Source organism: Cupriavidus sp. 01T418, assembly GCF_056398885.1.
Genome location: NZ_JBFTQG010000058.1, coordinates 18,058 through 33,818 on the forward strand (window position 1 = coordinate 18,058; position 15,761 = coordinate 33,818).

The window sequence follows — 15,761 nt, forward strand, 5'->3', positions numbered from 1 at the left end:
GCATCTTCGCCGCAGGCGCCGCCGCCGTACGTCCTCAACCAAAGCGGAAGTTGCTGAGATCGATTGAGACCAACAGCAGGTCGCGGATCGGTTGCAGGCCGGGGCCGCGCAAATAGGCACGGCGCCTGGTCGGAAAGCGAAGGCCGTTCACCTCCACGATGTCGTGGACATATTGCGCTGCCGGGAAGCCACCTGCAACATCGACATGGTAATCATGCCTGCGCAGCAGCAAGTCGTCGCCGAAGTAGAAGTCCTGCTCCTTGCTATGGCTGACAATGTGGTCGGGAAACCGCGCCCGCAAGCCACGCCAGAGGTCCCCACCCTCTCGCCATGGCGGGATCTCGGTGACATCGAACCCGGGCATCGCCATGAGGAAGGGCGTCGTCAGGTAGGTCCACATCGCGTAGCCGTTAAAGTAGGCCCGGTGCAGCGGATCCCACGGCGTGTCCATCCCGTGTCCGGCGAACGAGGCCCTTGGATCGGCGCGCTCGCGAACGGTCGCTCCCGAAGTGGTCTCGATCGCGATCCGGTCAGGCCTGAAGGCGGTGCGCCAATCCTGCTGCCCGAACGGAACGACGGAAGCGGCTTGGTCGTGGAGCGCGACTGTCATCTCACGGGGGCTGGCGTCCTGCACCAGGCCCTTCATCCCCCACAATCCCCCGCCAGTAACGAGCGTCGCCGTCACCGAACCAAGTTTATTCCATCGTTCAAGGCCACCATGCGCCTCGATGACTTCTGCCAAGAGCTTGTTCAAGTGTCACTCCTTTGATTGCCCGGAAAATTCGGGGCGCGATGGCCTCGTCGAGCGCCGCAGCACTCGCTGCCGCCAGTTCCTCTTTGGCCCGCGAGGATAGCAAGCCGCAGAGGCGGATACAGTGTACGTAGGCATGAAGGTCTCCTTGCTGATCCATGGAGGAGACTTGCTCTGCTGCGCCGCGCCGGGGCCAATCCCGCTGATGTGGTACGCCAGGCAGGCGTACAAACAGATCACAAACCAGAGCGCGCCGAAGGCAATCAGGAAGTCATCCATGATCTCTCCGTTTTCTCTGCCATGTCGGACGCCTCGCGGGTCAGCCGTCGCGCTTGCGAGAAAGTGTAGTCAGACGATTTCAATTGAGCTCCTTCATCCCGGGTTGAGTTTGGACTGACCCCAGCAGCACTTGACGGCCCCATTTGGAATCGATGGCCCCCGCGCCTTGTCGTACTTAAGCGTGTTCGCGGCATCGCATGCTTCCATGAACTATCTGGCCTGGACTGGCCGACGAATCCCGCCTATGCCGTCATCGTAAAGCCGATATTCAGTACATTCAAATAATTGTCATGGATACACTCCGGGAATCCATTCGCGCGATGCACGCGATTGAGGACTAGCTGGCACACGACGCTGTTCCCATGCCGCGAAATGGCTGCCCTTTTCGAGGCGGTTGTAGTGGATGAGATTTGAATAGGCTCGCTCGGTCCCGCTTCGTGGCGCCGCATAGATCTCGTCTGGGAAGACACTCCATTCTGGCCTCGCGCTTGCCATGTCGTAAATGACGTATACCGTCGCGATTCATGCCATGCCATGACGTGACATGCGCAGAGCATGTCCTGGACGGGCAGACACCACGCCTGTGGTTGTGTTGGCTTCACCACCGCGGGGCGATGCCTGCCAACGATGTATTGCGCCATCGTTCGGCCGGCAACCCCGAGGCGAATCCCGCAAATGCGCGATGCACGTCCGCACCCGATTCGCCTGGGCGATGCGAGCCAGGCGCTGGTGGCCGACCGACCTGTGCGCACCGTCAGAGGTGCATCCTGAACCAGTCGACGACCTCGCGCGAGGCGCTCGGAAGCTCCGCAAGGTAGGGATCGAAGTGGCCGCCCTTGAGCATGACCATCCGCTTCGGTTCCAGTGCCCGCTCGTATGCCTTGAGCGCCAGGTCGGTGACGGCGATGTGGTCGCGTTCGGCCACCAGCATCAGCAGCGGGGTCGGGGATACGCGATCGATGAACTCGCCTGGCGAATACATGCGTGCCCAGCGCGTCGAGCGCAGCGTGAGCCTGTTTTCCCAGGCACCGTCCGGCACCGGGCGAAGGTAGAAGCTCACGGCATCCGCGGCCTTGTAGGCGGCCGGCCTGGTGGGCTCGCTGCTGACGATCGGCTGCATCGCCGGCGGTTCGCCATTGAGCTGTGCGCGGTCGTCGGCCACGAACCGTGCCTCGATGTCGGCGACGACCTCCGGCGGAACCCGCCGCAGCCCCGTGGCATGGCCGTCGACGGTGGGCGCCTGCGCCACCACCGCCTTCAGACGCCGGTCCGTCGCGCCCAGCACGATGGCATGACCGCCGGCAAAGCTCGTGCCCCAGATGCCGATGCGGGTTTCGTCCACTTCCGGCCGCGCTTGCAGATAGGAAATCGCGCGGCGCCAATCGTCGATCTGTTGCCAGGGATTGATGTCTTGCCTTGGTGCGCCGCCACTGTCGCCAAAGTTGCGGTGATCGTGTAGCAGCACGACAAAGCCGGCCTCTGCGAAGGCTTCGGCAAACGGCTCGATGCCATGGTATTTCGTACCCGCGAAGCCGTGCGCCATGGTGATGGCCGGCAGCGGCGCGGTGTGGTGCTCCGGCACAAACAGCCACGCCGACAGGTCGATGCCACCCTCGACGGGGAAACGTACTTCTTGCTTCTGAAACATCAATGCACTCCTGGTTGTCATTCGTCGAGTTCGCCCAGCAGCCGGGCGAGGTCCAGTTCCGCCTCGCGCGTCTGGAAGCCGCGCGCCATGGCGGCTTCCAGACGCCGTTGCGCTGGCAGGGACCGCACGTTCTCCCCGAAGAGGTCGGAATCGCGGCGAAAATCGTCGATGGAAGCCAGCGCGATGGCATTGACGCGCTCCTTGACTATCACATGCCCGGCCGCCGAAAAACGCGCGATGCGCCGCGCGAGCGATGCGACGAAGTCGCCGAGCGAATCGGCGGGCAGCGCCCGGTTGATCCATCCATACCGTTCCGCGGTGTCCGCGTCGTAGTCCAATGCGCCCAGCATCACTTCAAGCGCCCGGCCGCGGCCCATCAGGCGGGTGAGGGATTGGGCCGCGCCGCCGCCAGGAATCAATCCGAATGCGGCTTCCATCTGGCTGAACACCGCGGATTCCCGCGCAGCAAAGCGCATGTCGCACGCCAGCACGAATTCACTGCCCGCGCCGCGCGCGCGCCCTTCGATCCGCGCGATGGAGACAAGCCGACTGGTGCTCAGGTGGCGGAACAGCAACGCGATCGATGGCTCGCCGGTCAGCTTTGCGGCTTCCTCGCGATACTCCTTTACCTTCGTCACATCGACGTGGGAGATGAAGTAATCGGGGTCGGCGCTGCTGAATACGAGCACCTTGGTGCCGTCATCGGCTTCGGCGTCCCGGATCAGGGTGACCAGGTCGCGCACTAGCCCGGGGCCGAGCAGATTCATGGGCGGCGCGGATATTTCCACGAACAGAACCGCTCCGTCGCGGTTCACTTTCAGCGTATCGAACGTCATGGTTGGCTCCTGATGGGCAAGACAGGTAACAGGCGAGGCCGGATGGACAGAGAATAGGCATCTGCCGGTCCGTTGAGTAGCCGGTAGAATTGGGAACTACCCTCTCATCGGTGGAAGGCCATGGATCGACTCGAGGCGATGGTCATTTTGTTGGCGGCGATAGACACCGGAAGCCTTTCCGCCGCAAGTCGAAAACTTCGCGTTCCCCTGGCGACCGTGAGCCGACGCGTGTCCGAACTGGAGGCACACCTGAATGTGCGGTTGCTCGTGCGCGGTACCCGCAAGCTGGCACTGACGGAAGCCGGGCGCGGCTATGTGGCGTCATGCCGGCGCGTTCTGGAGGAGATCGCGGAAATCGAACGTACGGCTTCGGGCGAATATCATGCGCCGCAGGGAGAACTGGTGATCAGCGTGCCGCCGGTGATGGGCCGCATCCACGTCATGCCGGTGATCGTCGACTTCCTGCGTGCGTTTCCGCAAATCCGCATGCGGGTGCAATTGACGGACCGGTTCGTCAATCTGCTGGAAGAGCGCGTGGATCTGGTGCTGCGAATTGGAGAGCAACCGAGCAGCAGCTTGATCGGCACGCGTATCGGCCTGCTTCGGGAAGTGGTATGCGCAAGCCCCGCCTACCTGAAGAAGCGCGGGGCACCCGGGAAGCCTGAAGATCTCCTGTCGCACGACTGCGTGACATACGAAGGGTATGCGGTCGGCAGCAACTGGGAATTTCTCTCGAAAGGCCGGTCACTGAAGATCGAGGTGCCGTCCCGGCTTGTGGTGAACTCGGTGGAGACTGCCGTCGTTGCCGCGGCGGAGGCGGCCGGTATTGCACGGGTAGCGTCGTACCAGATTGACGAACTGGTGAAATCCGGCAGCCTCGTGATGCTGCTGGAAGCCTACGAACCGCTACCGGTGCCGGTCAATCTGATGTACGTGGGCCAGGGCCGGATACCGCTCAAGCTGCGGGCATTCATCGATTTTGCGGTGCCGAGATTGAGGGAAAGGCTTGGCCTGGCGTCCGTTGCAGGTCCGCGGACGCCAACCGCGCGCCGCGGGCGTGCGTCGGCGTCACAGGAAGCCTGAAAGTTTCAATGCGACCGTTACCGGATTTTGCTTGCCGCTGCGATGATCGCGGCGGCAACCGCCTTCGGATGACTCAGCATTGCGACGTGACTCGAATCGACATGTATCGTCGTTGCGCCGATCTGCTTTGCCATTGCTTCCTCTGCTCGCGGATCGATCATGCGATCCTGGTTGGCGACCACGAACCAGGACGGCTTCGTGTGCCACGCAGCAATGCTCACCTTGTCGTCCAGAGCGCCCGCGAACCACGGTCCTTGCGTCGCTGCGAGGGTGCGTGCCTGCGCCGGCGTCAGATCCTGGGCGAAATCATTCACCACCGCGTCGGTGGACAACGTCAGGAAGTTTGCGGAGTCTTTCCTCAGTTCCCCTGCCCAGGCCGGCGCCGGCTTCCCTTTATTCATGTCGTTGACCGATACGCCGCTATCCGGAACGAGCGCGGCTACGTACACGAGCGCCTTGACTTTATCGTCGTTGCCAGCCTGGGTGATCACGAAGCCGCCCCACGAATGGCCTACGAGCACAACCGGACCGGTTTGCAGCTCGATCGCACGCCTGGTCGCCGCCGTATCATCCGCGAGCGAGCTGAGCGGGTTCTGAACCGAAACCACGTGAAGACCACGCGCTTCGAGCAGCGGAATCACCTTCGCCCAGCTCGATCCGTCGGCGAAAGCGCCGTGCACAAGCACGACGTTCGTGCCTTTCAGATCCTGCGGCGGGGCGGCATGGGCCGCGTTCAGCGAAAACACGCTGGCGAGCAACATCGCCGACGCGAGACATCTCTTCAACAAACGGTTCATGATGGATTCTTCCTCAAATGTGTAGCGTGCGCCGTTGGCGGTCCTTGCCTTTAAGGCGCGGCACCTTGGTACTTGGGTACTTAGTAGCCGGCAACCTCGATCACCGCGTCCGCAAAAGCCTTGGGCGCTTCCTGCGGCAGATTGTGGCCGATTCCGCCGCCGATGGTCCGGTGCGTGTATTTGCCGGAAAACTTCTTCGCATACGCTGCCGGCTCGGGATGAGACGCGCCATTGGCGTCGCCTTCGAGAGTGATGCTCGGCACGGTGATGACCGGCGCGGCTGCGAGACGCTTTTCGAGCGCATCGTACTGCGGCTCCCCGTCGGCAAGACCCAAGCGCCAGCGGTAGTTGTGGATCACGACCGCCACGTGATCCGGGTTCTGGAAGGCTTTTGCGGATCGCTCGAACGTCGCATTGTCGAAATTCCATTTCGGCGATGCGAGTTGCCAGATGAGCTTATTGAAGTCGTGCCGGTTGGCGTCATAGCCGCGCTTGCCACGCTCCGTTGCGAAGTAGAACTGGTACCACCACGTAAGCTCTGCCTTCGGCGGCAAGGGCGCCGTGTTGGCTTGCTGGCTGCCGATCAAATAGCCGCTCACCGAGACCAGCGCCTTGCAGCGCTCCGGCCACAGCGCCGCGACGATGTTGGCCGAGCGCGCGCCCCAGTCGAAACCGCCGATGATCGCCTTCTCGATCTTCAGCGCATCCATCAGCGCGATGACGTCGACGGCGAGCACCGCCTGCTGGCCATTGCGGACCGCGTCGCTGGCAAGAAGCCGTGTCGTCCCGTGGCCGCGCAGGTACGGAACGACCACCCGATAGCCCACCGACGCGAGCCGAGGCGCAACGTCGGCGAAGCTGTGGATGTCGTATGGCCAGCCATGGAGCAAGATCACGACCGGGCCGCTAGCCGGGCCGACTTCGGCATAACCGACATTCAGAGCGCCGGCATCGATCTGCCTGATCTCCGTGAACGATGCATTCGACGCTGCGGCATTCGCGCCTGCAGCAGGCACGCTGGCTTGTCGGGACTGTGCGTGCGCCAGCCCGCTCAAGACCAGGTCCAGCGCACCTACGCTGACGGCAGCCGTCCCAACAAAGCGCCGACGACGGCTGTTGATCTGATTCGACATCAGTACCGCTCCTCTTCAGGTTGATTCAACGTGCTCGAATGCGCGTCGCACCACGCGACGCGGCCAGAGGGCTAGCGGCCGCTGAGCAATGCAACGCAAAGGGTCACACCGAACGCGTAAGTTCCCAAGGCCCCTATGGCACGGGCCGGATTGGGCTTCGACATGGATGGCCAGGCAAGTAGTCCAACCACCAGGAGCAAGCGGCAGACAGTTGCGGCTGCCATGCACCAAAGCTGCCATTGAGGCGGATTGTGAGCGCCGAGGTACAGAAAAAGCACCGCGAAGATCGGAAGGTACTCGGCGGTGTTGCCGTGAGCGCGAACCAGTTTCGTTAGCAGCCCATCAGGCTCGGGGGCGTATCCGCTCAGCACGCCGACGCTAGAGCGCAGGATCGAGATGGCGAATCCAAGCGCGAACAAGAGCAGACCAAGGACAGCGGTGCAGGCCAGTGCAGTGCTATTCATTCGATACCCCCTGCCTGACATTCGAAACCAGCCATGCCACAGGCGACCGCCCGGGTGAGCAGGCTCAGCGCAGCCTCGTGCAGGTGAATCATGTTTCTCTTCGAGCTGTCGATAGCGCTCATCTGGAGTCCTCATACCGAGTGGATTGACAGCTCCATGGTAAATGCCAACCCTGCTGGCCTGAATGACGAATTTCCGTCCTTTTAGGACAACATAAAGCGCATCGGAGTCGTGGTGTTCACTGGTCTCCGGTCTGGGTGCTGTGGGAACCGCCGAACGCGGCGCAACCTGCAAGCGTGGCTGAGGCCAGCGCGATCGAGAAAACCACGCCGCCGCACTCGGACCTGGTGCGTTGGCGTGCCGAAAGACGGTCTCATCGCACGTCCTTCATCGTCCTTAAGAATATGTGCGCGTCAATGCGCGCACCCAGCCTGGCGATCCACCTCCAAGCCGGCAATAGCGCGCACGAAGTCTTATCCTCGAAGAACCCCCGGGCTTTCGCCTGTGTATGGCTACCACATCCAGCGTGCCCGAGCGTCAAGCCTGGTTGATGAATCGGCTTGCCTGCGCCAGCGCAGCATCTCCAACTGTGCGCGAGGAGAGGCCGACGGGGGTTACCGACCTCTGCACGCCGCGCGGGACCCGGGGATGCTGCCAGGTCGTAATGAAGATCCCCTGCGCGGACGTGCGTGCAAATTGCCCCTCTCTCCCTCGGAAGCCATGCGCAGACCTGAGCGCATCAACCTCCCTGGAAAAACGGGTTTCGGCGATCATTCACGTGACCGGTTGTATCAAATGGATAGTCTCGATTTAAGGTGCGAGCCCCGTCGCTATAGGGATCTCGCGGCCCACTGCGGGCCCCCTGAGAATAGGGGTCGCGTGGCGAATTCACTGTCCCGGATGGGTTAAGGTTCTCCTGCGTCGATTTATTCGCGCCTTCAGTGTACGGATCAAACTTGCCGGCGCGTGCCCCGTCAGTATAGGGGTCCCGCGCACCGGTGCTGGCGCCGTCGGTTTGCGGGTCTGGTGTCTTCTGAGCATGTGCAACCCCAAAGGATCCGAGCACGACGCAGGTGAGAAGCATTGCAAAATGGTTCGACATGATCTGCCTCAAATTTTTTCGTGAGTGACTGGTTGTCAATGTGTCGTCGACTCGAGCTAGTCGTTGTCAGTCAACGACCTTTGACACGCCCGCATAGCCCACTCTCAACCATCGCGGTTACGCCCAGCGCGATTGCCAGCGCGACACAGTGACCGGCACCTACGGGCGGCGATGAAGTATCAAGGCCATCTTCAGAATAGTGCGCAAGGACTGTTGTGCAAGTTGCCTGATGTATTGGCTCCAACTACTCGCAGCTGCTCGCTTCTCCGGGCAGAGTTCGCAGCGCTTCGAAGCGAAGCTATGGATTAGGCCAGATCATCTGAATGGCGCACACCTTAAATGTCATTAAAATGACACAGGCAAGATCGAACGTGATAGGGGATCGCCGCGTCGCCCTCAATGGATCGTTGTCATCGGGCACCACAATGAAGATGCACATTGCACACTTTCGCTCCTTAAACTAGGCTCTATCGCATTGAGGGTGTTTACCTTCTCCACTTGGAAGTGGGAGAGATCAGCGTGCACTCAGTTCGATGGATGCCTCGTTTTATCCTTGTCCTGAGTTACGTGATGACGTCGCTCTCATTCATGTATGCGCCACATGCCGTAGCAGAGGATGCCGGCGACGCAGCGCAGGTCAAACGTGGCCAATACCTGGCCGTTGCCGGGGACTGCGTGGCCTGCCATAGTGCGCCAGCCGGGAAGCCGTACGCCGGTGGGCTGTCACTTCCAACGCCGTTGGGTGCCATCGTTTCGACGAATATCACCCCGTCAAAGACCCACGGCATCGGCAACTATACGCTCGCACAGTTTACCGACGCATTGCGCAAGGGCGTGCGTGCAGACGGGCAGCGTCTGTATCCGGCAATGCCATACACGTCGTATGCGCAGGTGACCGATGAAGATGCGGCAGCGCTGTACGCCTATTTCATGCATGGCGTAGCGCCCGTAGATGCCGCACCGTCCCCAACCGCCCTGCCCTTCCCCTTCAATATTCGTTTGTCGATGGCGGCCTGGAACCTGTTATTCCTCGATCGCAAGCCATTCCGCGCCGATCCGGGCAAGAGCGCGGAGTGGAACCGGGGCGCCTACCTGAGCCGCGGGCTGGCGCATTGCAGCGCCTGCCATACCCCACGCAATTTCATGATGGCCGAAAATAGCGCTCGTGAGTTCGATGGAGGCGATGTGGGGACCTGGTATGCACCGAATATCACGTCGGATGCGATCAGCGGCGTCGGGAATTGGAGCGAGCAGGAACTCGCCGGCTACCTCCGTGACGGAAACGCGATGAATAAGGCCCAGGCCGCCGGTCCCATGGCGGAGGCCATTGACCACAGCCTGAGACATCTGAACGATGCGGACCTGCATGCTATTGCGATCTATCTGAAAAGCGTGCCTGCGATTCACGATGCCGGCGATACGCGCGCGGCGTCGTCATGGGGTGCCAAGGCGGATGATCTGCTCAGTATCCGTGGCCTTGCCCTGCCAACCGACCTGAACCGTATGACCGGCCCCCAGCTCTATGACGCCCATTGTGCGACCTGCCACCAAGCTCACGCAGAGGGCAGTTTTGACGGCGGCTTGCCCTCTTTGTTTCACAACGCGGCGCTCGGCAGAACAAAGGCCAACAACTTGATCATGGTGATCCTGGAAGGCGTTCAGCGGCAGGTCGAACCGCCTGAACTGCGGATGCCAGGCTTCGCGCATTCGCTCACCGATCAGCAGATTGCCACTCTCGCGTCGTATCTGACTCAACGCTACGGGAATCCCAAGGCGGTCGTCACGGCCGATCAAGTCAAATCGCTGCGGGAGGGGGGGGCGCCGTCTAATCTTGTTACCCTCGTCCGCGTCGGCATGGCAGCAGGTCTGGTTGTAGTCATTGCGTTGATAGTTTTCCTCGTCCGAGTCAGACGCAGAAAATTCCGTTAGGTGCAAAGGTAGGCCTGTCATTACGCGCGGTCGTATGGTTTGGCTCTCGCGACTGGGCGAGCCACCGAGTGAGCTCGGCACGATTTCGAAGGAACCCGGAGAAATGATGAAGCCATCGCATCTGCACAAGCTCGCAGTCGCCTCGCTCTGCTTCCTTGCGGGTGCCTCGACCATGGCACAAAGTAGCGTCACACTATATGGCATCGTGGACGATGCCCTTGTCTATGCCAATAATCAGCAAGGCCACTCCAATTTCTATACCCGAAGCGGCAATGTCTCGGCTTCGCGTTTCGGCCTGCGCGGTAGCGAGTCCCTAGGCGGAACGACTTCAGCCATATTCGATCTGCAGGAAGGCTTTGATATCGACTCCGGCAAGGAATCGAGTTCTGGCCTGATCTTCAACCGGCAGGCCTTTGTCGGCCTGCAGGATACACGTGCGGGGACGCTGACATTAGGTCGCCAGTACTCCGCCTACTACCAAATACTCGGCGGGATCGGGCCGGTTGGGTATCTGACTGGCGCGACAGGCGCGCATCCTGGCGATCTCGACGCGTTGGATACCACGGTCCGCCTCAACAACTCTGTGCAGTACGTCACACCCCTGCTCTCCGGCTTTAGCGCAGCCGTGCAATACGCATTTGGGGAGATACCTGGAAGCTTGCAGCGCGGCAGTTCGTTCAGCTCGGGTATCAAATACGCGAAGGGCCCGTTTGCCATCGGGGCAGCCTATTTGCGCTTGTACAACACCGGAAACGTGCAGGCGCTGGATCCCAATGCAAGTGGCAGCTATGGATCTTCGTCGGTCACTACCGGCTTTGTGTCGGCACATGATGTCCAGCATGTTGGCGCGGCGGCCACGTACAAGCTGGGGCGGGCGCTCCTTGGACTCAATTACACGAACGTGCGGTTCAAGCCCGGCAATAATTCACTCTTTACCGACACCGCTGTATTCAACACTTACGGCGCCATCGCCCAATTCGATATCGCCCCGCAGTTCGACGCCGCCGTCGGCTATAGCTACACGCGTGCCAGTGCCTCGAACGGCATTTCCGATAGCGCGCGCTATCACCAGGTGTCGCTCAGGGAGTCCTATCACTTTTCGAAGCGGACTGCGCTATACGCGCTGCAGGCCTACCAGCACGCTAGCGGGCAGACGCTCGGCGCTGCCGGCAGTGGGCAGCTGGTTAACGCCACCGCGACCGTGGGCGATTCGCAGAATAGTACGCCGGCTTCTGGCAGCAATCAGTTTGTTGGCATGTTTGGCATCGTGCATAACTTTTGAGCAAGCCGGGCGTCGATCGCCTCCGCAGGAGGCGAAGCAATCCTTCTCTGGACGGGTATCGCCATGAAATTTCGCGAACAAATGACGCCGGAAGACGCAGAGCCCGATCGCGCCCGCCGGGCGCTTCTGGCCAGCTTGCTGTCCGCTTACACAGCCTCCCTGATTCCCTGGGCCGTTGCCCAACCCGTCGCCGATGGTGACCAGGGAGCATTTCTTGCGCTTTCCGCCATCATCGCGGGACGTCAAACGCTTGACAGCGTCCTGGCAAAGCGCTTGTTTCAGGCGCTAACCGACGACGACGCCAATTTTCCCGCTGGCGCCCGCCAACTGCTGGCCCTGATCAACACGCGCAGAATCGACCCGCTTCAGTTACAGAAGGTGCTCGACGACGAGCAGTCGCCGCTGGCCGCCATACCGCGCAAGATTGCGACGGCGTGGTTCCTGGGCATGGTCGGCAGCGGAGACAATGTGCGAACCTTCGCGTATGAAAACGCGCTCAACGCCGTCATCGTCTCGGATGTCTTGAAACCCCCGACCTACTGCTATGGCGTGTATGGCAGCTGGGCAGCGAAGCCGAACGCAGGAGCGAAAAATGGCTGACCAGTCATCTGCTGATTTTGTCGTCATTGGCTCCGGGATCATCGGTTCCCTGACCGCGCGCAAACTGGTCAAGAGTGGCGCCTCCGTGCTGATCCTGGAGGCGGGGCCGCGTATCACGCGTGCCGAAATCGTCGCGCGGTTCCGGAACTCCACGCGCCGTAGTGACTGGATGTCACCCTATCCGCCCGCACCCTGGGCACCGCATCCCATTTACCAGCCCAAGGACAATGGGCACCTGATTCAAGCAGGACCCTACCCCTACCCTGCCGAATACATGCGGATGTATGGGGGCAGCACCTGGCATTGGGCTGCACAAGCCTGGCGCAACGTACCGAACGATTTCCGGATTCAGCGCTTGTATGGCGTCGGCGTCGACTGGCCCATCACCTACGACGAACTCGAGCCGTTTTACCAGGAAGCGGAGGAAATCATGGGCGTCTCCGGGGCGCCTAATACTGGCTCGCCGCGCACCAAACCGTTCCCGATGGAACCAGTCGCGGAAGTATGGGCCATGCGTCGGATTCGGGAGCGGCTCGCCCCGGCCTATGAAGTGGTCAGCAATACCACGGCGCGCAACAGCCGAACCTACGATGGCAGACCACCGTGTTGCGGCAACAACAGTTGCCAGCCGATCTGCCCGATCGACGCACAATACAACGGTGGCGTCGCCGCAGCCTCGGCGGAGGCTGCTGGCGTCAGGATCCTGACGAGCGCAAACGTCTACAAGCTGGAGCACGACGACAAAGGGCGGATCACCGCAGCGCTGTACTATGATCCGGACAAGCGATCTCATCGCGTCACTGGCAAGACCTTTATTGTCGCAGCCAACGGGATCGAAAGTCCGAGGCTGTTATTGCTCTCGGCGAGCGACAAATTCCCCAAGGGCCTGGCGAACAGCAGTGACATGGTCGGCAGGAACCTGATGGATCACCCAAGCACCTCGCTCACATTCGACGCCGATGAAGACCTGTGGCTGGGACGGGGGCCGCAGAGCCCCACTTCCATCAACACCCTGCGCGACGGCCCCTTCCGTTCCGAGCACGCCCCGTACCGGCTGGACTTCACGAATATCTCCCGTGTCGATGGCACCACGAACGCATTGATCAGTGCGGGAGTCTATGGCGTCGAATTCGAAAAGCGCTTGCGCTACAGCGCGGCACGGGAGATGAACCTGAAGAACGTCCTGGAAGTGCTGCCGCACCCGGAAAACCGGATCACCCTGAGCGACCAGAAAGATGCCATGGGTATCCCGAAACCCCAGGCTCACTATTCCATCGACGACTACACACGCAGAGGAGCCGAACGTTCGAAAGATGATTTCAAGCAGGTTGCCGAACTGATGGGTGGCACCAATCTGCGCTATAGCAAGGACGGTGATTTCGCCAACAACCAGCACATCTGCGGCACGCTGAGCATGGGTAACGACCCCGCAAAGTTCGTTTGCGACCAGTGGGGACGCACGTACGACCATGAGAATCTGTTCCTTGTGAGCACCGGGGTGTTACCGACAGCCGGGACCTGCAACTCGACGGAGAACGGCCTCGCCGTGGCCTTGCGGACAGCCCAGCACATTCTGTCGGAACAGCCGGGCCGGCCAGCACCCGCTGGAGATCAATCAAAGTCCGCCGGCTGAAGTGACTTTCGTACACGTCAGTGACCCGCAGTACGAAGTCGAACGCAATATGCGCCATGGAGACGCCATATGTTCGGCTTGACGGCGCTCGAACTGGCGCGCACGCAGTTTGCCTTCACCACTCAAGCCGATTCCCCGACCACCATGACGAGTAGCAAGGCTTTGCTTAGCATGCATCCGGACCTCTCGGCAGCGCGGGTCTATCTGATCGGGCTGGCGCTCGGCTGCGCGACCGGCGTCGACTTCTGGGCGTCGGCGATGATGGGGGTCGCGGGCACCCACATTCGCGGGGGGGTGCATGCTTCGCCAGAAGATTTCCTCTGGAGCATCACTTCCTATGCGGCGGCCGCGGTAGTCGCCAATCTGATGCTGCGCCGCCTGGCTCGCGACATTAGTTATCGCGGTTTCACGCTTGCCGGCCTGGCGATAGCCGGCTTCGGCGCGGTGCTGTGCGCACTCTCTCGAAATTCGCTGGAATTGAGCCTTGCGCGTGCCGTCCAGGGCTTCGGGGCGGGGGGGCTGTTTGCGGCTTCGCGCATCATCATTCAGATCGCCGCGGTGCGCGAGGAGCGACGCCCGCTCTTTATCGGCTTCAATATTGGCTCCATGGGTCTGGTCGCCCTGGCTCCATGGATTACGGCGCAACTCGTAGAAAGTGCGGATTGGCAGATGGTCTTCATTCTGCAGGGTGGGATCGCGTTGCTGACGCTGATCTTTGTGCTGACGACGTATCCGAAGCGGCTCACCGCCACGCGCGCGCCATGGGAAGTCGATGTCCAGGACATGGACTGGGTAACGGTCATCCTGCTCGGCGCCGRTGCGCTAACGTTGTTGCACGGACTGGGCGACCTGCGTTTCTATGAACTGGCCAGTTCGCCCTCTGTCGCCCTGACCCCAATCATCGGCCTGGTCTTCATTGCCGCTGCCTTCGCTCACTTGCACAGGCATCCCGACCCCTGGCTTGACCCCGGGCTGCTGCTAGGTCGCCGCTTTCTGGTCGGGCTGGCGTTTTACGCGATTTATTACTTCCTGAACGGGCTGTGGACCTATGTGGTATCCACCATGCTACAGGGCGGACTAGGCTTTACATTCCAGACCACCGGCATCGTGCTGACCACCACCAGTCTGATAGGCTTTGCCGCAGCCATGGGTTTCACCTTGGGCAGCGCGCTTCTGGTGGGCACGAGGCGCTACATTGCGATCGGCTACCTGTTGTTCGCAGGGTCAGCCTGGCTGCTCTCACAGCGCTTGATGCCGGGCGCATCGATTAACGTGCTACTACCCGCGCTTGCCTTGCAAAGTTTGACGACGCCGTTCATCCTGATGCTGGTCGCGGGTCTCACGTGGGCGGACTTTAACGTTGACGATTTCGCGCACGGCTACCAGTTCAAGAATATCGTGCGACAAATCGCTACTGCAGGCGGGACGGGACTGGCAAGCCTTTGGTTGCAATTTGGTGAGGTCCTGGCACGCACGCAACTGATTGCCAAGGTGACGCCGTTTGACTTCCCACAGGGGATCGACCAGACCGAACTTGCACGGCTGTCGCAACTGATCGACCAGCAGGCGACGCTGATTTCCACCAGCAATCTGTTTGCGCTGTTGGCATTCACCTGCGTTGTCATTGCCGCAATAGCAGTCGTCCAGCGGGCACTGCGCTGATCTGCGAAGCGGGATAGCTATTGCGCGATGGCGTGAGGCATCCTACATATCCACAAGCTGGAGGCTGCCATGAATCCGCTCGTCCAAGCCTTGACTATCTGCCGCGGGAAACTGCTGGGGGAACTCGAAGCGATCTACAAGGATATCCATCAGCACCCGGAACTGTCGATGCAAGAGGTTCGCACTGCCAAGCGCGCGGCCGATTACATTGAAACGCTGGGCTACGAGGTCACGCGCGCAGTGGGCGTCACAGGTGTAGTCGGCGTGTTGCGCAATGGCGAAGGCCCCACCGTGATGCTGCGCGCCGACATGGATGCGCTACCCATGGCGGAGAATACTGGCCTGCCCTATGCCAGCACCGTCAAGGCGAAAGATGAGGACGGTGTGGAGGTAGGCGTGGCTCACTCCTGCGGACACGACCTGCACGTGACCTGGCTGATGGGGGCGTCGCGCATTTTTGCAGAGCATCGCGACGCCTGGCAAGGCACTGTCATGCTCGTGTTCCAGCCCGGCGAGGAAGTGGGCCGGGGTGCGGCGAGCATGGTTCAGGATTGGGGCGAGG

Annotated in this window: 15 protein-coding genes and 1 pseudogene; 7 read left to right on the forward strand and 9 right to left on the reverse strand. The window is 61.2% G+C overall.

Going from position 1 to position 15,761, the window contains the following annotated elements; genetic code table 11:
• Positions 1–34: 34 nt before the first annotated feature.
• The 5 genes and pseudogenes from AC1DQ3_RS32630 to AC1DQ3_RS32650 form a co-directional block, all read right to left on the reverse strand.
• Positions 35–754: a hypothetical protein gene (locus AC1DQ3_RS32630; RefSeq protein WP_477124245.1), complete on the reverse strand. Its 720-nt coding sequence runs from the start codon at positions 752–754 to the stop codon at positions 35–37.
• Between the two features lie 3 nt (positions 755–757).
• Complete coding sequence (locus AC1DQ3_RS32635) at positions 758–1,030, reverse strand: hypothetical protein (RefSeq protein ID WP_477124246.1); 273 nt, start codon at positions 1,028–1,030, stop codon at positions 758–760.
• Positions 1,031–1,318: 288 nt separating this feature from the next.
• A pseudogene (locus AC1DQ3_RS32640) lies at positions 1,319–1,501 on the reverse strand (epoxide hydrolase); the annotation flags it as partial.
• A gap of 283 nt (positions 1,502–1,784) precedes the next feature.
• Complete coding sequence (locus tag AC1DQ3_RS32645) at positions 1,785–2,678, reverse strand: alpha/beta hydrolase (RefSeq protein ID WP_477124247.1); 894 nt, start codon at positions 2,676–2,678, stop codon at positions 1,785–1,787.
• Positions 2,679–2,695: 17 nt separating this feature from the next.
• On the reverse strand, positions 2,696–3,514 hold the full coding sequence (locus tag AC1DQ3_RS32650) for an enoyl-CoA hydratase/isomerase family protein (RefSeq protein ID WP_477124248.1): 819 nt from the start codon (positions 3,512–3,514) through the stop codon (positions 2,696–2,698).
• Between the two features lie 120 nt (positions 3,515–3,634).
• Here AC1DQ3_RS32650 and AC1DQ3_RS32655 point away from each other — a divergent pair, with 120 nt between their 5' ends.
• Positions 3,635–4,597, forward strand: a complete 963-nt coding sequence (locus AC1DQ3_RS32655; protein ID WP_477124249.1) for a LysR family transcriptional regulator — start codon at positions 3,635–3,637, stop codon at positions 4,595–4,597.
• 17 nt (positions 4,598–4,614) lie between these two features.
• Here AC1DQ3_RS32655 and AC1DQ3_RS32660 read toward each other — a convergent pair whose 3' ends face one another.
• The 4 genes from AC1DQ3_RS32660 to AC1DQ3_RS32675 form a co-directional block, all read right to left on the reverse strand.
• Positions 4,615–5,394 carry an alpha/beta fold hydrolase gene (locus tag AC1DQ3_RS32660; RefSeq protein WP_477124250.1) on the reverse strand — a complete coding sequence of 260 codons (780 nt, stop codon included), beginning with the start codon at positions 5,392–5,394 and terminating at the stop codon, positions 4,615–4,617.
• An 80-nt stretch (positions 5,395–5,474) separates the two neighbouring features.
• Positions 5,475–6,527 carry an alpha/beta fold hydrolase gene (locus tag AC1DQ3_RS32665; protein ID WP_477124251.1) on the reverse strand — a complete coding sequence of 351 codons (1,053 nt, stop codon included), beginning with the start codon at positions 6,525–6,527 and terminating at the stop codon, positions 5,475–5,477.
• A gap of 71 nt (positions 6,528–6,598) precedes the next feature.
• Positions 6,599–6,991 carry an MAPEG family protein gene (locus tag AC1DQ3_RS32670; RefSeq protein ID WP_477124252.1) on the reverse strand — a complete coding sequence of 131 codons (393 nt, stop codon included), beginning with the start codon at positions 6,989–6,991 and terminating at the stop codon, positions 6,599–6,601.
• The gene (locus AC1DQ3_RS32675) at positions 6,988–7,113 is read right to left on the reverse strand and encodes a hypothetical protein (protein WP_477124253.1); all 126 of its coding nucleotides are present in this window, start codon (positions 7,111–7,113) and stop codon (positions 6,988–6,990) included. Before AC1DQ3_RS32675 ends, AC1DQ3_RS32670 begins: the two co-directional genes overlap by 4 nt.
• 1,517 nt (positions 7,114–8,630) lie before the next feature.
• Here AC1DQ3_RS32675 and AC1DQ3_RS32680 point away from each other — a divergent pair.
• The 6 genes from AC1DQ3_RS32680 to AC1DQ3_RS32705 form a co-directional block, all read left to right on the forward strand.
• Positions 8,631–10,022 (forward strand): c-type cytochrome, encoded by a 1,392-nt coding sequence (locus AC1DQ3_RS32680; RefSeq protein ID WP_477124254.1) that lies wholly within the window; start codon positions 8,631–8,633, stop codon positions 10,020–10,022.
• Positions 10,023–10,128: 106 nt separating this feature from the next.
• On the forward strand, positions 10,129–11,304 hold the full coding sequence (locus AC1DQ3_RS32685; protein WP_477124260.1) for a porin: 1,176 nt from the start codon (positions 10,129–10,131) through the stop codon (positions 11,302–11,304).
• A gap of 63 nt (positions 11,305–11,367) precedes the next feature.
• A complete protein-coding gene (locus AC1DQ3_RS32690) occupies positions 11,368–11,904 on the forward strand; it encodes a sugar dehydrogenase complex small subunit (RefSeq protein ID WP_477124255.1) in 537 nt (178 codons plus the stop codon).
• Complete coding sequence (locus AC1DQ3_RS32695) at positions 11,897–13,537, forward strand: GMC family oxidoreductase (RefSeq protein WP_477124256.1); 1,641 nt, start codon at positions 11,897–11,899, stop codon at positions 13,535–13,537. Before AC1DQ3_RS32690 ends, AC1DQ3_RS32695 begins: the two co-directional genes overlap by 8 nt.
• Before the next feature lie 69 nt (positions 13,538–13,606).
• On the forward strand, positions 13,607–15,199 hold the full coding sequence (locus tag AC1DQ3_RS32700; RefSeq protein WP_477124257.1) for an MFS transporter: 1,593 nt from the start codon (positions 13,607–13,609) through the stop codon (positions 15,197–15,199).
• 69 nt (positions 15,200–15,268) lie between these two features.
• Positions 15,269–15,761: M20/M25/M40 family metallo-hydrolase (locus AC1DQ3_RS32705; RefSeq protein ID WP_477124258.1), on the forward strand; the 493-nt coding region annotated here is incomplete at its 3' end.

Excerpts from the sequence above, each read along its gene's own strand:
- AC1DQ3_RS32650 (WP_477124248.1), bottom strand. The coding sequence starts at position 3,514 with ATGACGTTCGATACGCTGAAAGTGAACCGCGACGGAGCGGTTCTGTTC.
- AC1DQ3_RS32685 (WP_477124260.1), top strand. The coding sequence starts at position 10,129 with ATGAAGCCATCGCATCTGCACAAGCTCGCAGTCGCCTCGCTCTGCTTC.
- AC1DQ3_RS32665 (WP_477124251.1), bottom strand. The coding sequence starts at position 6,527 with ATGTCGAATCAGATCAACAGCCGTCGTCGGCGCTTTGTTGGGACGGCT.
- AC1DQ3_RS32680 (WP_477124254.1), top strand. The coding sequence starts at position 8,631 with ATGCCTCGTTTTATCCTTGTCCTGAGTTACGTGATGACGTCGCTCTCA.
- AC1DQ3_RS32655 (WP_477124249.1), top strand. The coding sequence starts at position 3,635 with ATGGATCGACTCGAGGCGATGGTCATTTTGTTGGCGGCGATAGACACC.
- AC1DQ3_RS32670 (WP_477124252.1), bottom strand. The coding sequence starts at position 6,991 with ATGAATAGCACTGCACTGGCCTGCACCGCTGTCCTTGGTCTGCTCTTG.
- AC1DQ3_RS32695 (WP_477124256.1), top strand. The coding sequence starts at position 11,897 with ATGGCTGACCAGTCATCTGCTGATTTTGTCGTCATTGGCTCCGGGATC.
- AC1DQ3_RS32675 (WP_477124253.1), bottom strand. The coding sequence starts at position 7,113 with ATGAGCGCTATCGACAGCTCGAAGAGAAACATGATTCACCTGCACGAG.
- AC1DQ3_RS32645 (WP_477124247.1), bottom strand. The coding sequence starts at position 2,678 with ATGTTTCAGAAGCAAGAAGTACGTTTCCCCGTCGAGGGTGGCATCGAC.
- AC1DQ3_RS32690 (WP_477124255.1), top strand. The coding sequence starts at position 11,368 with ATGAAATTTCGCGAACAAATGACGCCGGAAGACGCAGAGCCCGATCGC.
- AC1DQ3_RS32660 (WP_477124250.1), bottom strand. The coding sequence starts at position 5,394 with ATGAACCGTTTGTTGAAGAGATGTCTCGCGTCGGCGATGTTGCTCGCC.
- AC1DQ3_RS32635 (WP_477124246.1), bottom strand. The coding sequence starts at position 1,030 with ATGGATGACTTCCTGATTGCCTTCGGCGCGCTCTGGTTTGTGATCTGT.